This window comes from Protofrankia sp. BMG5.30 (assembly GCF_001983005.1).
GTDB lineage: Bacteria > Actinomycetota > Actinomycetes > Frankiales > Frankiaceae > Protofrankia > Protofrankia coriariae.
In genome coordinates this window covers 95,632-113,655 of record NZ_MOME01000026.1, presented here as the reverse complement: position 1 = coordinate 113,655, position 18,024 = coordinate 95,632, and the positions used below count along the sequence as shown (strand labels likewise).

At 68.7% G+C, this 18,024-nt stretch carries 17 protein-coding genes and 2 pseudogenes; 9 read left to right on the top strand and 10 right to left on the bottom strand.

The features are described 5' to 3' along the window. Positions 1-242 (top strand): annotated as a pseudogene (locus BL254_RS15925) (hypothetical protein); the annotation flags it as partial. Between the two features lie 136 nt (positions 243-378). On the opposite strand, the gene BL254_RS15920 reads toward BL254_RS15925, so the two are convergent. Next, entirely contained in the window at positions 379-957 is a 579-nt protein-coding gene (locus tag BL254_RS15920; RefSeq protein WP_076843806.1) for a bifunctional 2-polyprenyl-6-hydroxyphenol methylase/3-demethylubiquinol 3-O-methyltransferase UbiG, read from the bottom strand. 356 nt (positions 958-1,313) lie between these two features. Beyond that, positions 1,314-1,514, bottom strand: coding sequence for a hypothetical protein (locus BL254_RS28460; RefSeq protein WP_235433739.1), 201 nt, complete (start codon positions 1,512-1,514; stop codon positions 1,314-1,316). Here BL254_RS28460 and BL254_RS29500 point away from each other — a divergent pair. From BL254_RS29500 to BL254_RS15905, 3 genes are all read left to right on the top strand, one after another. Beyond that, complete coding sequence (locus tag BL254_RS29500) at positions 1,431-1,616, top strand: hypothetical protein (RefSeq protein WP_371390748.1); 186 nt, start codon at positions 1,431-1,433, stop codon at positions 1,614-1,616. The two genes, BL254_RS28460 and BL254_RS29500, sit on opposite strands and share 84 nt — an antisense overlap. 92 nt (positions 1,617-1,708) lie before the next feature. Next, a complete protein-coding gene (locus BL254_RS15910; protein WP_254858201.1) occupies positions 1,709-3,532 on the top strand; it encodes an ATP-binding protein in 1,824 nt (607 codons plus the stop codon). Between the two features lie 50 nt (positions 3,533-3,582). Next, positions 3,583-4,248, top strand: a complete 666-nt coding sequence (locus tag BL254_RS15905; protein ID WP_371390742.1) for a response regulator transcription factor — start codon at positions 3,583-3,585, stop codon at positions 4,246-4,248. Between the two features lie 176 nt (positions 4,249-4,424). On the opposite strand, the gene BL254_RS15900 is transcribed toward BL254_RS15905, so the two are convergent. Beyond that, on the bottom strand, positions 4,425-4,787 hold the full coding sequence (locus tag BL254_RS15900; RefSeq protein WP_047224492.1) for a response regulator transcription factor: 363 nt from the start codon (positions 4,785-4,787) through the stop codon (positions 4,425-4,427). Between the two features lie 695 nt (positions 4,788-5,482). Here BL254_RS15900 and BL254_RS26190 point away from each other — a divergent pair. Then, on the top strand, positions 5,483-5,923 hold the full coding sequence (locus tag BL254_RS26190; RefSeq protein WP_139342347.1) for a hypothetical protein: 441 nt from the start codon (positions 5,483-5,485) through the stop codon (positions 5,921-5,923). Positions 5,924-5,993: 70 nt separating this feature from the next. Here BL254_RS26190 and BL254_RS15890 read toward each other — a convergent pair whose 3' ends face one another. Then, the gene (locus tag BL254_RS15890; RefSeq protein ID WP_047224494.1) at positions 5,994-6,404 is read right to left on the bottom strand and encodes a VOC family protein; all 411 of its coding nucleotides are present in this window, start codon (positions 6,402-6,404) and stop codon (positions 5,994-5,996) included. A gap of 58 nt (positions 6,405-6,462) precedes the next feature. Continuing rightward, a pseudogene (locus tag BL254_RS29495) lies at positions 6,463-6,555 on the bottom strand (AraC family transcriptional regulator); the annotation flags it as partial. A gap of 21 nt (positions 6,556-6,576) precedes the next feature. Here BL254_RS29495 and BL254_RS15885 point away from each other — a divergent pair. Continuing rightward, the gene (locus tag BL254_RS15885; protein WP_047224521.1) at positions 6,577-6,840 is read left to right on the top strand and encodes a DUF2277 domain-containing protein; all 264 of its coding nucleotides are present in this window, start codon (positions 6,577-6,579) and stop codon (positions 6,838-6,840) included. A gap of 266 nt (positions 6,841-7,106) precedes the next feature. Here the strand turns inward: BL254_RS15885 and BL254_RS26180 are convergent, their stop codons facing one another. The 3 genes from BL254_RS26180 to BL254_RS15865 form a co-directional block, all read right to left on the bottom strand. Further along, on the bottom strand, positions 7,107-8,099 hold the full coding sequence (locus BL254_RS26180; RefSeq protein WP_076843802.1) for a hypothetical protein: 993 nt from the start codon (positions 8,097-8,099) through the stop codon (positions 7,107-7,109). Beyond that, positions 8,096-9,496, bottom strand: coding sequence for a DUF6114 domain-containing protein (locus BL254_RS15875; RefSeq protein WP_139342346.1), 1,401 nt, complete (start codon positions 9,494-9,496; stop codon positions 8,096-8,098). Before BL254_RS15875 ends, BL254_RS26180 begins: the two co-directional genes overlap by 4 nt. Before the next feature lie 199 nt (positions 9,497-9,695). Then, a complete protein-coding gene (locus BL254_RS15865) occupies positions 9,696-10,370 on the bottom strand; it encodes a hypothetical protein (protein WP_157180587.1) in 675 nt (224 codons plus the stop codon). A 275-nt stretch (positions 10,371-10,645) separates the two neighbouring features. Here BL254_RS15865 and BL254_RS15860 point away from each other — a divergent pair, with 275 nt between their 5' ends. After that, positions 10,646-11,308 (top strand): Uma2 family endonuclease, encoded by a 663-nt coding sequence (locus BL254_RS15860; protein WP_157180588.1) that lies wholly within the window; start codon positions 10,646-10,648, stop codon positions 11,306-11,308. A gap of 398 nt (positions 11,309-11,706) precedes the next feature. Further along, on the top strand, positions 11,707-15,270 hold the full coding sequence (dnaE, locus tag BL254_RS15855; protein WP_076843796.1) for a DNA polymerase III subunit alpha: 3,564 nt from the start codon (positions 11,707-11,709) through the stop codon (positions 15,268-15,270). A gap of 159 nt (positions 15,271-15,429) precedes the next feature. Here dnaE and BL254_RS15850 read toward each other — a convergent pair whose 3' ends face one another. Further along, positions 15,430-15,783 carry a zf-TFIIB domain-containing protein gene (locus BL254_RS15850; RefSeq protein WP_175648388.1) on the bottom strand — a complete coding sequence of 118 codons (354 nt, stop codon included), beginning with the start codon at positions 15,781-15,783 and terminating at the stop codon, positions 15,430-15,432. Positions 15,784-16,076: 293 nt separating this feature from the next. On the opposite strand from BL254_RS15850, the gene BL254_RS15845 reads away from it, so the two are divergent. After that, positions 16,077-16,919, top strand: coding sequence for an enoyl-CoA hydratase-related protein (locus BL254_RS15845; protein ID WP_047224499.1), 843 nt, complete (start codon positions 16,077-16,079; stop codon positions 16,917-16,919). Here BL254_RS15845 and BL254_RS15840 read toward each other — a convergent pair. Next, complete coding sequence (locus tag BL254_RS15840; protein WP_200902516.1) at positions 16,868-17,989, bottom strand: CaiB/BaiF CoA-transferase family protein; 1,122 nt, start codon at positions 17,987-17,989, stop codon at positions 16,868-16,870. The genes BL254_RS15845 and BL254_RS15840 overlap by 52 nt on opposite strands. Between the last annotated feature and the right edge of the window lie 35 nt (positions 17,990-18,024).

The following is an 18,024-nucleotide window of genomic DNA, read 5'->3' as shown; positions in this document are numbered from 1 at the left end:
GTGCGGGACTGCGCTCAAAATCCCCGAAGATGGTCCGTCAGGAGTTCTGGGGACTCCTCCTCGCCCACTACGCAATCCGCGCGCTCATGGTCGAGGCCGCTGACACCGACGGGATCGACCCCGACCGGCTCTCGTTCCAACGAACCCTGAACATCGTCCGCCGCCAGATCACCGATCAGGCGGCCTTTTCCCCCCTCGACACTCGCGCGGGCGATCACCAGAGCCATCGCCGAGATCCTTGAACGAATCACACGGGAGCGCAGACCCCGACGCTACCCTCGCGTCAGCAAGAAAGGAAACCGACACAACTTCCCGACCAAGAAGTCATCCGACGGAGGCGTGCGTTTCGCTCCAACGATAATGATCACCGGGCGGATCTTATCTTAGCGGCATTGCTCCCGAGGCTTCCGGACCTTCATCGAAGTAGTCGTGCGTGACCGTGCTTCCGGTCTCGTCGTCGAGGACGAAGCTGAAGGGATGGAACTCCGCGAGGTACAGGCACCCAACGGGAGCCAGTAGTTCAGCGACCACCGACGCCCAGCGGCTGATGTCGGGAAGCCAGTTCAGTGCCCCGAAGCTGGCATAGACAATGTCGAAGGTCTCCACCTCGACCGCCGAGACCGCGTCGTAGACATCCGCGRTCAGGAAGCGTGCGTCGATGCCGAGTTCGGTCGCGAGTCGTGAAGCCGCTCTGATCGCGGGTGGAGAGAAGTCCAGTCCGGTGACCTGCGCTCCTCGTGCCGCCCACGACAGCGTGTCCCGGCCAAAGTGGCACTGCAGATGGATCAGGCTCTTGCCCCTGACATCCCCCACCTCGGCTGTCTCGAAGTCCTTCAGAGAATCGGGCCAGGCACGAAATCCCTCCATGTCGTAGAGGGCCGCACCCAGATGAATYGGCACCCGCTCATCCCAGTATGCCTTGTTCAACTCCCGCCAGTGCCCTGCCAGGTCACCCATGAATCCGAACGATACACAGAGGCAGACTGGCGCACTACCAGAGCCTCGGCAAGATCGTATAGGGTGGCGACTCGTTGCGCTGGGTGGTTGCTCTACCGCCAGTCCTGGGCATCCTGGTTGCTCGCGCCCGCCGCGGAGGCCGGCTGGCACGTCGCCCGGCGCGCCAACTGCACGCCGGGTATTCTCTCCGGCGGTTCGAGCGACGATTCGGAAATCCAGCGGCGATGCGGCGGCGGCGCGTCGCAGAACTTGAGTTGATGGAACCCAGGCCTGTCGTTGCGAAAGAAGTGGCCTCCCGTTCGGGACAGTGAAAGCGCGACCAATCAGAACCCGAAAGATAAGGCCATCATGTGCCATCATGCCAGACCGCCGCCGCCCCGTCGAGAACGCCGGCGCCAGCCGACGAGGAAGACGTCGGCAGTATTCTTTCCGCGCTGGGCCAGGTAGCGGATTTCCGGAAACCGCGCGGGAAGATATACGAGCTGTGTTTCGTGCTCGCCGTCACGGTCATCGCCACGTTTGCGGGCGCCACCGGCTTCCGTGAGATCGGCAGCCACGCGCCCTGTAGTCCCAGCTTCGGTGGCATCCTGGCACCTTGGCCCAGTGCGCCGTGCTTGGTTACGGCCCTCGTCAGAGCTACCGGGGTGGAGACACAGTGATCGACTGTGGCGGTCGTCGACGGTGATGTCGCGGTAATGTCGTTGACAGTCGCGGAGGGCGCTGTGACGATCACTCTGTGAGAATCGAGGGGGTGGCAGGACGGGCTTTCGTGCCTCGTCCGCTGTTGTCTTTCCGTGCTCTGCTGACGCCAACGCTGGTGGTGTATCTCGCGGTCGGGTTCGGGGTGCTGCTCGGGGTGTCCGGGCTGGTGTTCAAGGTGCGGGACGGTTCGCATCCCATCGTGGACACCGTTCTGGGAGCCACCGGCGGTTTCCTCTTTCTCGCCGCCGGGGCGGTGGCGCATGCCCGCCGGCCGATGAACCGGGTGGGGCTGCTGATGGTCCTGGTCGGTGTCGGCTTCTTCGCCGAGGACCTGCAACTGTCACGCACCCCGGTGATATACACCGCCGGGTTGTTGCTGACCCGGGCGTCGAGCGGGTTCGCCACCCGCCTGGTGCTGGCCTTCCCGAGCGGGCGCCTGGCCTCACGGGCACAGCGGCTGCTCGTCGCAGCCGCGTATGCCACGGTCTTCGGACTTCCCCTGGTCGCTGCCCTGTTCTTCGACAGCCGCCAGCGTCCCATCCCGATTCCGAACCTGCTGCTTGTCGCCGACAACCTGCCATTGACGCGGGCAGTGAACCACATTGAGGAGAGCATCGGCGCAGCGATCGGCGTGGGCGTGCTGGTGGTGCTGGTCCGCCGCTGGGTGACGGCCAGCCGGCCGCTGCGGCGGGTGCTCGCACCGGTCTTCCTCACGGCTCTGGTGGGGGCCGCCGCCACGGTGGCTGGCGGGGCCGTGGGCTCGGCGGATCCGCGGCACTCGACGTTCCTGTGGGTCTACTGGGTGGCGTTCTGCCTGCTGCCGTTGGCGTTTCTCGGCGGGGTCCTGCGGGTCCAGTTGGGACGCACCGCCGTCGGGGATCTGCTGGGACGGTTGCGCGAGCCGCTGTCACCCGCCGACCTGCAAAGACTCCTGGCGCGGTCGTTGGGCGACCCGTCGTTGCGGGTCGGCTACTGGCGGCCGGAGTCCGAGGCGTTCATCGATGGGGACGGCCGTCCGCTGCGGATGCCGGAGAACGATGCGGAGCGCGCCGTGTGGCCGGTGGAACGCGACGGCCGGCGGGTCGCGGCACTGTTCCACGACCCGGCGCTGCGGGAGGACCCGCACCGCCTCGAGGCGATGGCCGCCGCGGCCGGGCTGGCCCTGGACAACCAGCGGCTGGCCGCCGAGGTGAGAGCCCAGCTCGCCGAGGTCCGGGCCTCGCGGATGCGGATCGTCGCCGCGGCCGACGCCGAACGACGCCGCCTCGAACGCGATCTGCACGACGGCGCGCAGCAACGGCTCGTGGTCGCGCGGCTGTTGTTGCGCCTGGCCCAGGAGCGCCTCGACGGCACCGTCGACGAGCAGAGCACGGCGTTGCTCGCGCGCAGCGCCGACGGGCTCGACGCGGCCATGGACGAGCTGCGGGCACTCGCCCGCGGCATCCACCCCGCCATCCTCACCGACGCCGGCCTGCTCCCCGCGCTGCGGGCGCTGACCGAGCAGACCCCGCTCGACGTGCGGCTGACGGCGACCGCCGTACCCGTGCTGACCCCCGCCGTGGAGGCGACCTGCTACTTCGTGGTGGCCGAGGCGCTGACCAACGCCCTCAAGTACGCCCACGCCGACCAGGTCCGGATCGACGTCGAACACGCCGACGGCCGGCTGCGCGTCGAGGTCACCGACAACGGAATCGGAGGGGCCGACATCACAGCCGGAGCAGCCGGAACGGCAGGGGCAACGGGAACAGCCGGCACGGGCCTGCTCGGCCTGCGTGACCGGCTCTCGGCACTCGACGGCATGCTGACCGTGCACAGCCCCGCAGGCCACGGCACCATCGTCCGTGCGCTTCTCCCGACGGGTGATCCGCAATGAAACCCTTGCCGTCCTTGCCGTCCTCGTCAAGCCGGTCCGCGGGATTACGGGTGGTGCTCGCCGACGACGCGGTGTTCCTGCGGGAGGTTGTCGCCGAGCTGCTCCGCAGCCACGGATGCGACGTCGTCGCGCAGGTCGCCGATCCGGCCGGTCTGCATGGCGCGATCGCCGCGCTGCGGCCCGACGTGGCGGTGGTCGACATCCGCATGCCTCCCACCCACCATCTCGAAGGGCTCGAGGCGGCTGTCGCCATCCGCCGGGATCACCCCGACGTCGGCGTCCTGCTGCTCTCCCAGTACCTGGAGTCCCACTATCTGCCGACCCTGTTCGGCGCGGGCGCCGGGAGCATCGGCTACCTGCTCAAGGAACGGGTCGCCGGGACGGCGGTCTTCCTGGACGCGGTCCGCCGGGTCGCGGCCGGCGGCTGCGCCCTCGACCCCGACGTGGCGGCGCTGCTGGTCGGCGGCCGGCGCCGACGTGACCCGCTCGACACGCTGACCGACCGTGAACGCGAAGTGCTCGCCCTGATGGCCGAGGGGCGCTCCAACCGCTCCATCAGCGACCATCTCGTTCTCACTCCCAGAACGGTCGAGTCCCACGTGCGCAGCATCTTCACCCGGCTCGGCCTGCAGCCGCAGCCCGACGACCACCGCCGCGTCCTCGCCGTCCTCACCTACCTCCAGGCCACCGGCACGACCGCCACCCAAAGATTGTGATCATGGTGACCGGGCGGGCCTGCCGCGGCCGGCGGCTCGCGAGCGTCGCCAGGCGGCACATGACGGACGCCGGCTACCAAAGAAGATCGCCGCGAGTTTGTTGTTCGGCACGCTTTTCGGGCTGCTGGGCGTACAAAACGACAAACATACGGGGATCTTCCCCGGCGGCCAGGGGATCACTGGCATGTGGTGGTCAGGCGCGTGAGCGCCGTCGACGACAGCTCGGATTTGAGCAGGAAGCCACATGCCCCGCCGTCGGCGATGCGACTGCCGTAGTCGGTGGCGTCCCGGGCCGAACACAGCACCACCTTGACCGTCGGCATCCTCGTACGGAGCTCGCGGCAGACCGTGAACCCGTCGATGTCGGGCAGGCGCACGTCGAGCAGCACGATGTCCGGCCGCAGCCGGGCCGCCTCGACCAGCCCGTCGGCTCCGGTCCCAGCCTCCCCGACGACCCGGTATCCACCGGTCTCCAGCATCACGCGGGCGACCGCCCGGAAATCCGCAAGATCGTCGACAATCAGAACAGTGGACGCCACCGACCGACGATCCCACCACGACCGCGTCCCCACGTCCGTGCCAGCCCTGAAGCGGAGGGCGTCATCCGGGCTGGCCTCACCCGCTACCCATGCTGGCCGGCGAGCACCCGCATGGCCGAATCGTCGCGTGGCCGAATCGTCGTGCCCAACCATCCGGGCTGACGGCCTTCGGTTTTCAGTGTTGGCACGGATGTTCCCGCGACCGATGCCCGTGAGGATCGATCTGACGATCGTGGCAGGGCCTCGAAACGGCGGTGGCACCGATCAGGAAGTGCCGCCAGTGAGTCATGACATGTTGTGGGGGAAGAGACGTGATGCGCACGGTCGGCCGGCGTTGTCGGAGATTTTCGTACCGGCGGACGAGGGCGCGGGAGGCACTGTCGGTCCCGCGTTTCGTCGTCCGTCTCCCGGCGCTTCTTCCCAGGCATGCGCTGGCCGGTTTCCTGGCGCTGTCCCTGCTTGCCACGGGCTGTCTGGACGATATGGGGGGCAGCGGTGGTTCGCGGCCGAGCGGCGGGCCGACCCGACAGAACGGGCAGAACGGGCAGAACGGGCAGGACCGGAAGCCGAAAGGGCCGGTCTGCCCCACGCCCGGGCGGCTCACGAAATCCCAGCTTCCCAAGTTTCCGTCGGCGGACGCGGTCAGCGTGATCAATCAGAATCCATGCGTCAGCATCGCGGGTCTTGCCGATCAGATGATCGGTTTCATTCCCAGGGGACGCGCGGGGGAGTTCGCGCAGTTCCGCGGCGGGCTTGAGCAGTTCATCAAAAGGGTGAACGCGGCCAACGACGTGGTGGACTGCGCCTACGAGACCGACCATCTGGCGATCGAGGTGTACCAGCATGATGACTGGCACTGGTCACTTGGTATGGTCGCGGTCGTCCGTGGGGATCTCGACGCGCTGGTCGACGGCGCGGCCTGCTGGTTGCTGAAGAGAGTGCCGTTCCCAACCGGCGGATTCGGATTCCGCGGCGAGAAGCGCGAGCCCGACCCTGCCTTCTGCGCCGACGCCGTCAGCAGAAAAAGCAAAAGCGATCGTTTCACGGTCATGTGGATCGGATCCTCGGATCTCATGTGCAAGAGCCTTGCCTACCTGGCGAATCCCGCTCAGCCGACGCCCTCGAGCGCCGGCTGAGGTGTCACTCCGAATCCTCGGATTCAGCGCGGCATGGTGTGCCCAGGATTCTCCATGTCGATTCTCCATGTCACGAAGGGTGTCCTCCCCGGGGTGCGCCGGTGTAGGTTCCGAAGGCCCACAGGTTGCCCTCCGGGTCTCGTACCACGAACTCACGAGAGCCGTAGGGCGTCTCGTTGATCTTGACGATGATGTCGGCGCCCGCGGCCAGTACCCGCTCGTACAGCCGATCGGGGTCGCTGGTCACCACATAGCCGCCCGCCGTGCCGGGCTCGCGCGTCCAGTGGCCCTCGGGCTTGTACGCGCCGAGCATGACGCCGCCGGATCCCTCGGGCCAGAGCAGTTCGGCGTGTTCGACGGTCTCGCCTTCACCGTGGCGTGCGACAAGGTCGAAACCGAAGGTCCCGACCAGGTAGTCGATGAGCACGGCGGGGTTGTGGGCCTGCAGGGTGAGCCACACGGTGGGATTCGTATCGGGCATGACCTCATTCTGACCGCCGGCCGTATCCTCCGTCCGAATGGTTTCGGAACTCTTCGGTGAGCGGGTGGACAGCGAACTGGACTCCGGCCTGGCCGCGACGCTGACGTACGTGACCCGCCCGCACGCGCGGGCCGCCCAGCACATACGGATCTGTGGGGAGACGGTGAGGATCATGTGTCGTAACATCACCGAACTGCGGGGCCTTCAGCCGCCGGCGACCGACGAGGAGATCGAGGCGGCCGCCCGCCAGTTCGTCCGGAAGGTCAGCGGTCTGCGCCAGCCTCCGGCCACGGCCGGGGACGCGTTCGAGACGGCGGTCGCCGAGGTGGGCGCCGCGGTCCACCGGCTGCTCGACACGCTGCCGGCCCGCCGCCAGCCGCCGGCCACACTCCCGCCGCTACGACGCCCGGAGATCCGCGCCCGCCTGAACACGTGAGCATCCCGGGTACCAGCCGGCCGGCCCGCACAGGCCGGCCCGGCCGCTGCCCAGACGTCCGTCGATGCCGTCGATGCCGGCCATCAGGCGCCGCGGGCGGCGTCCGCGGCCAGCCGCGGGGAACATGATCTGGGCTGTTTTGTCGTTGTGTACGGTTTTCGGCCCCAGTGGCGTACACAATGACAAACTCGCGGCGATCTTCTCTGCCTCCGTCGGGCGCGGGGCACTCGGAGAGCGTCACGAGGGTCCGGATCACGAGGTCCGGATCACGAGGGTCCGGAGAGGACGCAGAGAAGGTCCAGGGGATGACACCGTCGGGACGGCGTCGGCTGACCGGATGCCGGTGTCGTCGGTGCGGGGGCAGTCCCCGGCGGTGGCGCGGCCGGGCCTGGGGTTCCCGCACCGCCCGCGCCGGAGGCGGTCGCTGGCGCTGTCGCTGGCGTTGTCGCGGGGACGGTGGCTGCGGGGGTGACACCGGCCGTTCGTGTGCCCGCGGCGTCGTCCTGTGCCCCGGTGCGCTGCGCCCCACCGCCCTGGGGCACGCCGTCCTGGAACATGGCGTCATGGGAGGCGGAGCCGTCGCAGTACGCCGGCGGCGCGTCCAGGCCGGGGGAGTAGCCGCCGGGGCGCAGCAGTACCGAGGCGCCGGTCAGGCGCAGCCTGGGCATGGTGATCCGGCCGGACTCGCTGTATATCCGGCCCAGCGTCAGCAGGACGTCGCCGCGCCTGACCAGGCCGACCACCGCCGAGACGACGGTGTCCCGATAGCCGGTGGCGGGATCGACGTCGAGCGCACGGTTCAGTGACGGGTCCAGCAGCGGCCCCGTGCCGCGGCCCGAGCCGTGGACGCCGGCATCCCGTACACAGGTGAAGGGCGCGGTGATTTCGCTTGCCTCCGAGGCCTCGCTCCCCGCCGCCGCCGCGGCCTCCGCCGGCATGCCGGTCGTGGTTATCGTGTTCGCGGTCACCTCCAGCGTCCACGTTCCGAGCGTGCCGAGGCGGATTTCCTTCTCCAGACGGAAGTCAGCGGCGCTGACCAGGTCGCCGATGCGCAGCAGCGCGGCCGGTGCGCCGTCCGCCGGGCTGGTCGTGCCGTCGAGCGCCAGCTGTCGCAGTTCGATGTCCCGGCCCGTCCAGTGGAACGTGTTGGTGCCCCCGGCGTGTGCCGAGGCGGTGCCGGCCATGCCGATGATCAGGACGGCCGAGCCCACGACCAGCAGGGACAACGACGCGCCGAGGTGGCGTGGGAAACGGGTCACCGGGCGTCCGGGTCCGGTGCCGAGCCCGTGGCGCGCCGGCCGGATTCGGCCGCGGAATCCAGGACGGCGGAATCTGGGGCGGTGCGGGGCAGGACCCCCGCGGCTGGCAGCGGAGAAGGCGGAACAGCGGAATCGGGAGGCGGGGAATCCGCGGCCGCGGGCTGGGCATCCGAAACCGAGGAACTCGTGACCGCGGCCGCGGGCCGGGTGTCGGCAGGCGGGGAGCCCGCGGCCGGGGCGGGCGCTGCCAGGGATGACGCCGTCGGGGCGGTGACCACGCGCAGCGAGACCGTCCGTGTGCGTGGGATCAGGTCGTGGGGTGCGCGGCCGGTCCACAGCAGAAGCAGCCAGCCGGCGGTGACGACGGCGGCACACAGCGCGGCCGGGCCCAGACCGACGTGCCGGGGGAGCGGCAGCACGAGTTCGACGGTGCCGACGACCTCCACCGTGCGCAGTGCCTCGCGGAGCACCGCCCGGGCGGCCGGCACCGCCGCGGTGCCCGTCGCCGCCGCGGTGCCTGACACGGCGGTGCCTGACACGGCGGTGCCTGACACGGCGGTGCCTGACACGGCGGTGCCTGACACGGCGGTGCCTGACACGGTGCTGCCTGTCGCCGGGCCGGCACCCGGTGCCGCCGCGGCTACAGCGCCCTCCGCCGTGAACACCCGGATGCCGAGCAGCAGCCGGCCCGGGGTCAGGGCGGCGGCGACGCCCGGCCCGACAACCAGCAGCCAGGCCGCCAGGTGCAGCGCGTACCAGACGGCGATGCGCTCCTTGACCGGCCCGTTCAGGACGGTCGCGTACAGGCCGACGACGATGACGCCGGCCAGCGCCAGGTCGATGGCCGCCGCCGCGGCCCGCACGCCGACGCGGGCGGCGCGCACGGCGAGGAACGCGCCGTCCGGTGGCGGGGTCCACGCGGCGGCGAGCGACCCACCGATGATCGCCAGCAGCGAGCCGGCCCCCAACCCGCCGGCGGCGATCGGGAAGGCGATCAGGCCGCCGATGACCGACAGCAGGCCCAGCGCCGCGCACGCGCCCGGATACCAGAGCATCAGCAGACCGAACGCGACGATGAACAGACCGACAGCCAGCCCGTACACGGCAACGTCGGCGGCGAAGAAGGCCGGACCGAACGAGAAGCTGAAGTAGCAGATGGCGGCCCCGCCGGCCATGGTCGGCACGGCCGCCCGCCACGGTGTCCCCGCCGCCGACAGCCGGTCGTCGGACAGCGGCCGGGCCGTCGCCACCACGGGCCGGCCGCGCTCGCGGTGGCGACGGGGCGGCTTCGCCGGGTGGGCCGGCCGCGCCGGGTGGGCCGGCTTCGCCAGGTGGGCCGGGCGGGGCGGCGTGGCGGACACGTTCGTTGCCGCCCCTGCTGGCCGTGGCCGGGCCATCAGGCCACCGGGCCCGCGTCACCGGACCGTTTCGTGGCCGGAGCCGGACCTCCTGCCGGCGACGGCCGCGAAACCGCGGAGCGGGAGAACCAGGCAGCAAAAGCGGTAAGAACGGTGTGAGCCGCAAAAGTGGTGAAAAGGTGGGGCCGTGCCGTCCGGTCGTTCGTGTGAGGGCCGTCCGGCCGCTTGCGCGAAGCATTCATGCCAGGCAACGGAATTTCTGCGGGTCGTAGCCGCCGCGCTCGATGCCGACCTGGAGGTTGCCCAGCGAGAGGCCGGTCGACCGCAGGCTCGTCGCCTCGACCCCGACGCCGACCAGTACGACCCGGCCGGCATCCAGCCGGATGGAGGCGAGCGGAGCGCCGCCGGCGGCGTCGATGGCGACCCCGTGGAAATCGATCGATTCCACGCAGATCCGGGACGCGCCGAGCGTGAGGTCGGTCACCTTTGTTCGTCCGGGGGCGTTGATCCGTAGTTTCCAGGTACCCAGCCCGCCGGGCAGTTCGAAGGCCTTCTCCAGGACCAGCCCGTCGATCAGCGCCTGTTTCATGCGGATTTCGCCCGCCGGCAGCTGGCCGCCGTCCGGGGACGAGTTCTCGTCGATGCTGGGCACCAGCGTGAAGCTGCCCGGCCGTGCCGGCTCGCCGGTGTCGATCGAGGCGCCGGCGACGCCGAAGGAACCGACGTTGCCGAGCGCGAACGGGAGGGCCGCGCTCCCCGACAGGACGACGACGACCATCGCCAGCAGCAGCGTGAACGCCACTCCGCCCACCGCCAGCAGTCGACTTCGGCTGATCATTGTGTACGGCTGATCATTGTGTACCTCGCCCGTGCGCGGGGGTGTGCTCCCGTCGAGGTTGGTCGACCGGCACATCCGCCGCCCCCCTGACGCTCACCGGCTGAGAATTCCACCGTTCCTGCGCAAGTGTCAATGAATCGGATGATTCGGCCCACGGGCTTGCCGTGGCCTACCGGGCGGACATCCGCCGGGTGGGCATCCAGCGGATGGAGATCTGGCAGGCGGAGATCTGACGGGTGGATGTGGAGATCTACCGGGCGGGCATTGGCGACGCATCGCCATAGAGGCGCCACGCCATGGCGTATGCTCCACAGCAAACGTGCCGTCCGGATCTGCGGAGGAGTGGCACCATGACAGCTGTGGCGGTAAAGCATGACCCGGTTTCCCACGAGCCGGCCAGCGGGCCGGCCGGCAGGCCGCTGGACATCGCCGGCCTGGCCGGCTGGCCGCTGCCGGTCGGCCAGGTCGACTTCGACGAGGGCCTGGCCTTCCTGCGGGCTGTCGAGCCCGGCGGCTACACCGTGGACGTTCTCGAGCACGCGCCCCACGACCGGCGGCGCTGGGAACTCCTCGACGGTGTCGTCGTCGTGAGCCCCGCCCCCGACTACCGCCACCAACGGGTCGTGCTCCGCCTCGGCGCTGTCCTGCTCGCGGCCGAGCGGGCAGGCCTGCACACTCTGATCGCGCCGTTCGACGTGCCCGTGTCGGTGACCAGGAAGTTCCAGCCGGACGTCCTCGTCATGCCCGACCAGGAGGCGGTCCTGCCCGTCCTCGTGGTCGAGGTCCTCTCCCGTTACGGCCGCACGTACGACACCCGGCACAAGCGGACCGCCTACCAGGAGGCCGGTATCCGCTCCTACTGGATCATCGATCCGCAGGTCCCGTCGGTGACCGTCCACCGGCTCGGCCGTCACGGCGTCTACGAGGTCGTCGACACCATCCGCGGCGACGACCGCCGCGAGCTCACCGAGCCCTTCCCCGTCACCGTGCGCCCCGCCGATCTGTTGCTCTGAGCGGCCGCGCCGGCCCGAGCGGCGCACCCACGATCACGGGGCCGGGCTCCGGGCCCGGCCGGCTGGGCGACCGTACGGTCCTTCCGCTGTCGACGGCCCGGCTGTCCGGAGCGCACACGGATGCTCGTAGCCGCCCGTGATCGGCCGAGAACGGTGTGGCTGGCTTCCAGTGTCAATTCTTCGATCTTCCGGCGTCTGGTGGGCGGGGCGTGGMAATACGTAGAACAAGACGTGTCAATACGTAGGATCAGCGTCCTGATTTGCGATTGTTGATCGAATTGTGATAATGAGAGCGGCTGTCCGACGCGCCTACTCGACGCGCGATGCGGGGAGGCCCCGGGCGGAAGCGCCCAGGCGTTAAGGTCTTCGTCGAGGCCGTACGGTGCGAAAGGGGACCAATGTCCAAGGGTGATTCCTTCGTCCACCTGCACGTGCACACCGAGTACTCGATGTTGGACGGTGCGGCGAAGGTCGGTCTGCTGTTCGCCGAAGCGGCCCGCCTGGGCATGCCCGCGGTAGGGATGACCGACCACGGCAACATGTTCGGTTCCTACGAGTTCCACCAGGCCGCGAAGAAGGCCGGCGTCAAACCGATCATCGGTATAGAAGCCTATGTCGCGCCGGAGACCCGGCACCACAAGAAACCCGTCTTCTGGGGTGACGGCGGGCAGCGCGACGCCGATCCGGACGGCGAGGGCGGCGACGTCTCCGGGGGTGGTGCCTACACCCACATGACAATGTTGGCGGCCAACTCGACGGGGCTGCGCAATCTTTTCCGGCTGAGCAGCATCGCCTCGCTCGACGGCTATTACCGCAAGCCCCGGATGGACCGGGAGCTGATCGCCGAGCATGCCGAGGGCATTATCGCCACGACCGGCTGTCCGTCCGGCGTGGTGCAGACCCGGCTGCGGCTGAACCAGTTCGACAGGGCGGTGGAGGCCGCGGCCACCTACCGGGACATCTTCGGCCCGGAGAACTATTTCCTGGAACTGATGGACCACGGGCTCGCGATCGAGCGGAAGGTCCGCGACGGGCTGCTCGACATCGCCCGCCGGCTCGATCTGCGGCCGTTGGCCACGAACGACAGCCACTATGTCACCAAGGACCAGGCCGACTCGCACAGCGCGTTGTTGTGCGTCGGCACCGGGAAGCGGCTCGACGACCCGAAGCGGTTCAGGTTCGACGGCGACGGCTACTACCTGAAAAGCACCGAGGAAATGCGCGACATGTGGGACGGGCAGGTTCCCGGCGCGTGCGACAGCTCACTGCTGATCGCCGAACGGGTCCAGCCGTACGACGACGTCTTCGCGTATGTCGACCGGATGCCGCGGTTCCCCGTCCCGGAGGGGGAGGACCAGCTTTCGTGGCTGCGTAAGGAGGTCGCCCGCGGCGTCGAGCACCGGTTCGGCGCGAATCCGCCGCAGGAGGTTCTCGACYGAGTCGAGTACGAGATCGGCGTCATCGCCAACATGGGCTTCCCGGCCTACTTCCTCGTTGTTGCCGACATCTGCCGGTACGCCCGGGAGAAGGGCATCCGGGTCGGCCCGGGGCGTGGTTCGGCGACCGGGTCGATGGTCTCCTACGTCCTCGGTGTCACCGAACTCGACCCGATCGAGCACCGGCTGATCTTCGAGCGGTTCCTCAACCCCGAACGCATCACCCCGCCGGACATCGACCTCGACTTCGACGAACGTCGCCGCGGTGACATGATCCGTTATGTCACCGAGCGGTACGGCGAGGACCGGGTGTGCCAGATCCTCACCTTCGGCACGATCAAGGCGAAGGCCGCGGTCAAGGACTCCTGCCGGGTGCTGGGCTACCCGTACGCCCTCGGCGACAAAATCACCAAGGCGATGCCCCCGGACGTGTTCGGTAAGGGCATTCCGCTGTCCGGCATCCTCGACCCCGCGCACGAGCGGTACAGCGAGGCCGCCGAGGTGCGTGGCCTCTACGAGAGCGACCAGGACGTCCGCAAGATCATTGACACCGCGCGTGGGCTGGAGGGCCTCACCCGCGGCACGGGGGTGCACGCGGCCGGGGTGATCCTCTGCTCCGAGCCGCTGCTGGACGTCCTGCCGATCCACCGGCGGGACGCCGACGGCGCCATCATCACGGGTTTCCCGTTCCCGCAGTGCGAGGACATGGGCCTGTTGAAGATGGACTTCCTCGGCCTGCGCAACCTCACCGTCATCGACGACGCGATCCTCAACGTGCGCAAGAACCGCGGCATCGACATCGACCTGCAGAAGCTTCCGCTGGCGGACACCCCGACCTTCCAGCTGATGGCCCGTGGGGACACCCTCGGCGTCTTCCAGCTCGACGGCGGCCCCATGCGCAGCCTGCTGCGGCTGATGGCCCCGACGAAGTTCGAGGACATCGCCGCCGTTCTCGCGCTGTACCGGCCGGGGCCGATGGCGGCCAACTCCCACATCGAGTACGCCGACCGCAAGAACGGCCGCAAGCCCATCACCCCCATCCATCCCGCGCTCAGGGATCCGCTGGAGGACATCCTCGGCGAGACCTACCACCTGGTGGTCTACCAGGAGCAGGTCATGACCATCGCGCGGGAGCTCGCCGGCTACAGCCTCGGCAGTGCCGACCTGCTGCGCCGCGCCATGGGCAAGAAGAAGAAGGAGGTCCTGGACGCCAACCACGCGGAGTTCATGGCCGGCATGGCGAAGAACGGCTACTCCACCGAGGCCGCCCAGGCGCTGTGGGACGTGCTGGTCCCCTTCTCCGGATACGGGTTCAACAAATCCCACACGGCCGGTTATGGCGTCGTCTCGTTCTGGACCGCCTATCTGAAGGCGAACTTCCCGGCCGAGTACATGGCGGCGCTGCTGACCTCCGTCGGGGACGACAAGGACAAGATGGCGGTGTATCTCGCCGAATGCCGCAAGATGGGCATCCGGGTGCTGCCGCCCGACGTGAACGAGTCGACGCTCTACTTCACTCCGGTCGGCGGCGACATCCGTTTCGGTCTCGGCGCGATCCGTAACGTGGGGGCGAACGTCGTCGCCTCGATCGCCGCCTCCCGGGAACGGAAGGGTGACTAYGCGTCGTTCCCGGACTTCCTGGAGAAGGTCGAGATCGCGGTCTGCAACAAGCGTGTCGTCGACTCCCTGATCAAAGCGGGCGCGTTCGACTCCCTCGGGCACAACCGCCGCGCCCTGTCACAGGTCCACGAAACCGCGGTCGACGCCGTCATCGGCACGAAACGCAACGAGGCGTTCGGCCAGTTCGACCTTTTCGGTGGCGGTGGCGGTGACGAGCCGGACGAGTCGATGAAAATCGGCCTCGGGCTGGATCTCAGCGCCGCCGAGTGGCCGCGCCCGGAACTTCTCGCGCAGGAACGCGAAATGCTCGGCCTGTACGTCTCCAGCCATCCGCTGGAAGGCACCCAGCGGATTCTGGACCGCAACCGGGACACCCGGATCATCGACCTTCTCGACAGCGGCCGCGGCGAGGGCGAGGTGCAGATCGCCGGCGTGATCGCGAAGATCGACCGGCGGGTCAACAAGAACAACGGCAACCTCTGGGCCATCGTCACCGTCGAGGACCTGGACGCGTCGGTCGAGGTCCTGTTCTTCCCGAAGAGCTACGAGGTGTACGCCGAGCAGCTCATACCCGACGCGGTGGTCTCCGTCCGCGGCCGTATCAACGAACGCGACGGATCCATCAGCATATTCGCCCACGACCTGACCACTCTCGACGTGAGCGTGAATCCGGACGCCGGACCGCCGGTGCTGATTTCCCTGCCCACGCACAAGGTGACCCCGAGCCTCGTCGACGAGCTGCGCCTGATCCTGTCCACCCATCMCGGGAACACTCCGGTGCACATCCGGCTGGAAAGCCCCCGCCGCAGCAATCTCCTGCTGCGTCTGGGGCCGGAGGTCGACGCGTCCTCCGCGTTCTGGGGCGACCTGAAAAGCCTGCTCGGCACGAAGGCCGTCGCCTCCTGACCAACCCGGCCGTCCGCTCCCTCGATGTTGTCCCCCGTGATCGGACGTCGCCACGTGAAAGGGCCCCGGTGCCGCGACCGGATATTCGGTGCGGCCCCGGGGCCCTGTCACGTGACGACACGGGATACGGCCGTTGAGAAACAGCCCTTGCGGATCCGGTCAGGAGGAGAAGAACAGCTTGGCGAAACCGTGGTGGCCGTGACCATGGTGGCCGTGATGGCCGTGCCCGCCGTGGTGACCCCCGTGCGGTGCGCCCCACGCGGGCTGCGCGTACTGCGCGGGCTGTGTGTACTGCGGCGGGGGCGGCGGAGGCTGGTTGAACTGCCCTTCAAGCCGGCTGATGGCTTCCAGCTCCCCGTAGTCAAGGAAGATTCCCCGGCAGTTGTCGCACTGCTCGATCTGCACGCCGCTGCGGTTGTAGGTCCGCATCACCCCGCGGCACTTGGGACACTGCAGTGTGTAGCTCACGACGAAACCCACCCATCTCGCACTCGCTCGCCTGGTGCGGCCCATTAGATCATTCGATTCGCCAGTAGCGTACCGGGTGTCCCGGATGCGACCAGGGGACGTCACACCGACCTGTCGGTCGCGGCTCGGACCGTCGGCGCGGCTGGGTCGTACCCCCACACCGGACACGGAACCGTCGCCACCGAGGCGGACCGCGCCGGGCGTACCGCCCACGAGATCGCTGACCAGCTCGGTCGCACCCGGATCGGTGGTCGTGCGCCTCCCGAGCGCCAGCGTTCCTGTACGCGCGTACATATTCGCTCCGAACGACCCTCCCCTGGCCGCGACAGAATCAGGGGATGCAGAGTGCGTTGACCGCTGAAATCGAGATCGATCATCACGGACCTGTTGCCGTGGTGCGGTTCAACAGACCCGACACCCTGAATGCGTTCACCCGCACGATGGGGGATGCGTATGCCGTGGCGATGCGTCAACTGGACCGGGATCCGCTCGTGCGGGCAATTGTTGTGACCGGCAGCGGCCGGGGCTTCTGTTCTGGTGCCGACGTCGAGGTGCTCCGTGGCGGTCCAGCCGCCATACGCGCCTTCATCCCGGCGCGGGAGGACATGCCCAGCTTTGTTCATCGCCTGTCCACCCCGGTCATAGCCGCGGTGAACGGGCCGGTGGCGGGAATCGGTTTCGCGTACATGATGGGCAGCGACGTTCGGTTCGCCGCGCGTGAGGCGAAGATCGCCACGACGTTTGCCCGCCTCGGGCTGGTCGCGGAATATGGCCTGTCGTGGCTGTTACCGCGTGCGCTCGGTGTCGGCCGTGCGCTTGATCTGCTCCTGAGCGGAAGGGCGATCACTGGCGCCGAGGCCCTCGAGATGGGGCTTGTGCAGTTCGCCGTGCCGGTCGCTGACGTCTTCACCACGGCTGTGGAGTACGCGACCGACCTCGCCCTGAACTGTGCGTCGACCTCACTAGCAGTGATCAAGGCGCAGGTGTACGCCGACCTTGAGGACAACGAGACGCGGGCGCTGGAGCGTACGGTCCGGCTGATGGATCGGTCGTTCGACGGTCCTGATCTGGCTGAAGCCCTGTCCGCAAGAAGCGAGAGTCGTCGGCCGCTGTTCGGCGCGGCAGCCGGTTACGTGATCGCCCCTGACGCGCGAAGTGCGGCCAGCCCGGTTTCGTCGTAACCCAGTTGCCGCAGCATCTCCGGCCCGTCGGTTGCGGCATTGCCGCCCGCGGCGAGGGTCGTCGGCGTGCCGGAGAACCTGGGTGGAGGCAGCGCGACCAGCGTGTCCTCGAACTCGGTGTAGGCCTGTCTGGCGACGTTGTGTGGGTGTTCTGGCGCTTCGGTGAGGCTCAGGACGGGTGCCACGCAGGCGTCGAGGGGTGCGAACAGTTCGGCCCACTCGTCACGGGTCCTGCTCCTGAAGGTGTCGGTGAGCCATGACTCGACAGCATCCGACTGGCCGCGATCGTACGGTGACGGCACCTGCGTAGGGTCGGATCCGATGGCCTCGCAGAACGTCTGCCAGAACTGCGGCTCGAGCGCGCCCATGGCCACCCAACGGCCGTCGGCGCACTCGTAGCACCGGTAGTTCGGACTACCGCCGTCAAGCAGGTTCGATTCGCGCTCGTCGCGCCACGAGCCGGAGCCGAGCAGCGTTCGCGTCATCGTTCCGAGATATGCGGCGCCCTCGACCATCGCGGCGTCAATGACCTGGCCGGCCCCGGACGTCCGGGCGTGAAGTACCGCCGCCAACAGCCCCATACCGAGGAAGAGGGATCCGCCGGCGAAGTCCGCCAGGTAGTTCACCGGCGGTGTGGGCGCTCCATGTCTGGTGCCGATTCCGTGCAGAAGGCCGGAGATGGCGAGGTAGGTGATGTCGTGGCCGGCGGTCCGCGCGAGTGGTCCGTCCTGGCCCCAACCGGTCAGGCGGCCGTAGACGAGCCGAGGGTTGCGGGACAGCGCTTCATCGGGGCCAATGCCGAGGCGCTCGGCGACGCCGGGACGAAATCCTTCGATCAGAACGTCTGATCGCTCGGCCAGGCGCAGGACGACGTCGCCCGCGCCGTGCGCGTGAAGGTCCAGTTCAAGGTGTCGTCGTCCGCGGCCGAGTGGGCCGGCGATGAACACCTCGTCAAGACTGCTGCGCTTTGCCGCCGGTTTCTGAATACGGACCACGTCCGCACCGAGGTCCGCCAGCAACATGCCGAGAAACGGCACAGGTCCGATGGCCGGTAGTTCCAGCACTGTCACGCCACTGAGCGGACCGTCGAGGCTGCCATGCAGGG

What these genes read in the sequence shown, in the direction of transcription:
- BL254_RS26190 (WP_139342347.1), top strand. Translation starts at nt 5,483, where the DNA reads ATGATCGGTTTCATTCCCAGGGGACGCGCGGGGGAGTTCGCGCAGTTC.
- BL254_RS15890 (WP_047224494.1), bottom strand. Translation starts at nt 6,404, where the DNA reads ATGCCCGATACGAATCCCACCGTGTGGCTCACCCTGCAGGCCCACAAC.
- BL254_RS15885 (WP_047224521.1), top strand. Translation starts at nt 6,577, where the DNA reads ATGTGTCGTAACATCACCGAACTGCGGGGCCTTCAGCCGCCGGCGACC.
- BL254_RS15875 (WP_139342346.1), bottom strand. Translation starts at nt 9,496, where the DNA reads ATGGCCCGGCCACGGCCAGCAGGGGCGGCAACGAACGTGTCCGCCACG.
- BL254_RS15865 (WP_157180587.1), bottom strand. Translation starts at nt 10,370, where the DNA reads ATGTGCCGGTCGACCAACCTCGACGGGAGCACACCCCCGCGCACGGGC.
- BL254_RS15860 (WP_157180588.1), top strand. Translation starts at nt 10,646, where the DNA reads ATGACAGCTGTGGCGGTAAAGCATGACCCGGTTTCCCACGAGCCGGCC.
- BL254_RS15850 (WP_175648388.1), bottom strand. Translation starts at nt 15,783, where the DNA reads ATGGGCCGCACCAGGCGAGCGAGTGCGAGATGGGTGGGTTTCGTCGTG.
- BL254_RS15845 (WP_047224499.1), top strand. Translation starts at nt 16,077, where the DNA reads ATGCAGAGTGCGTTGACCGCTGAAATCGAGATCGATCATCACGGACCT.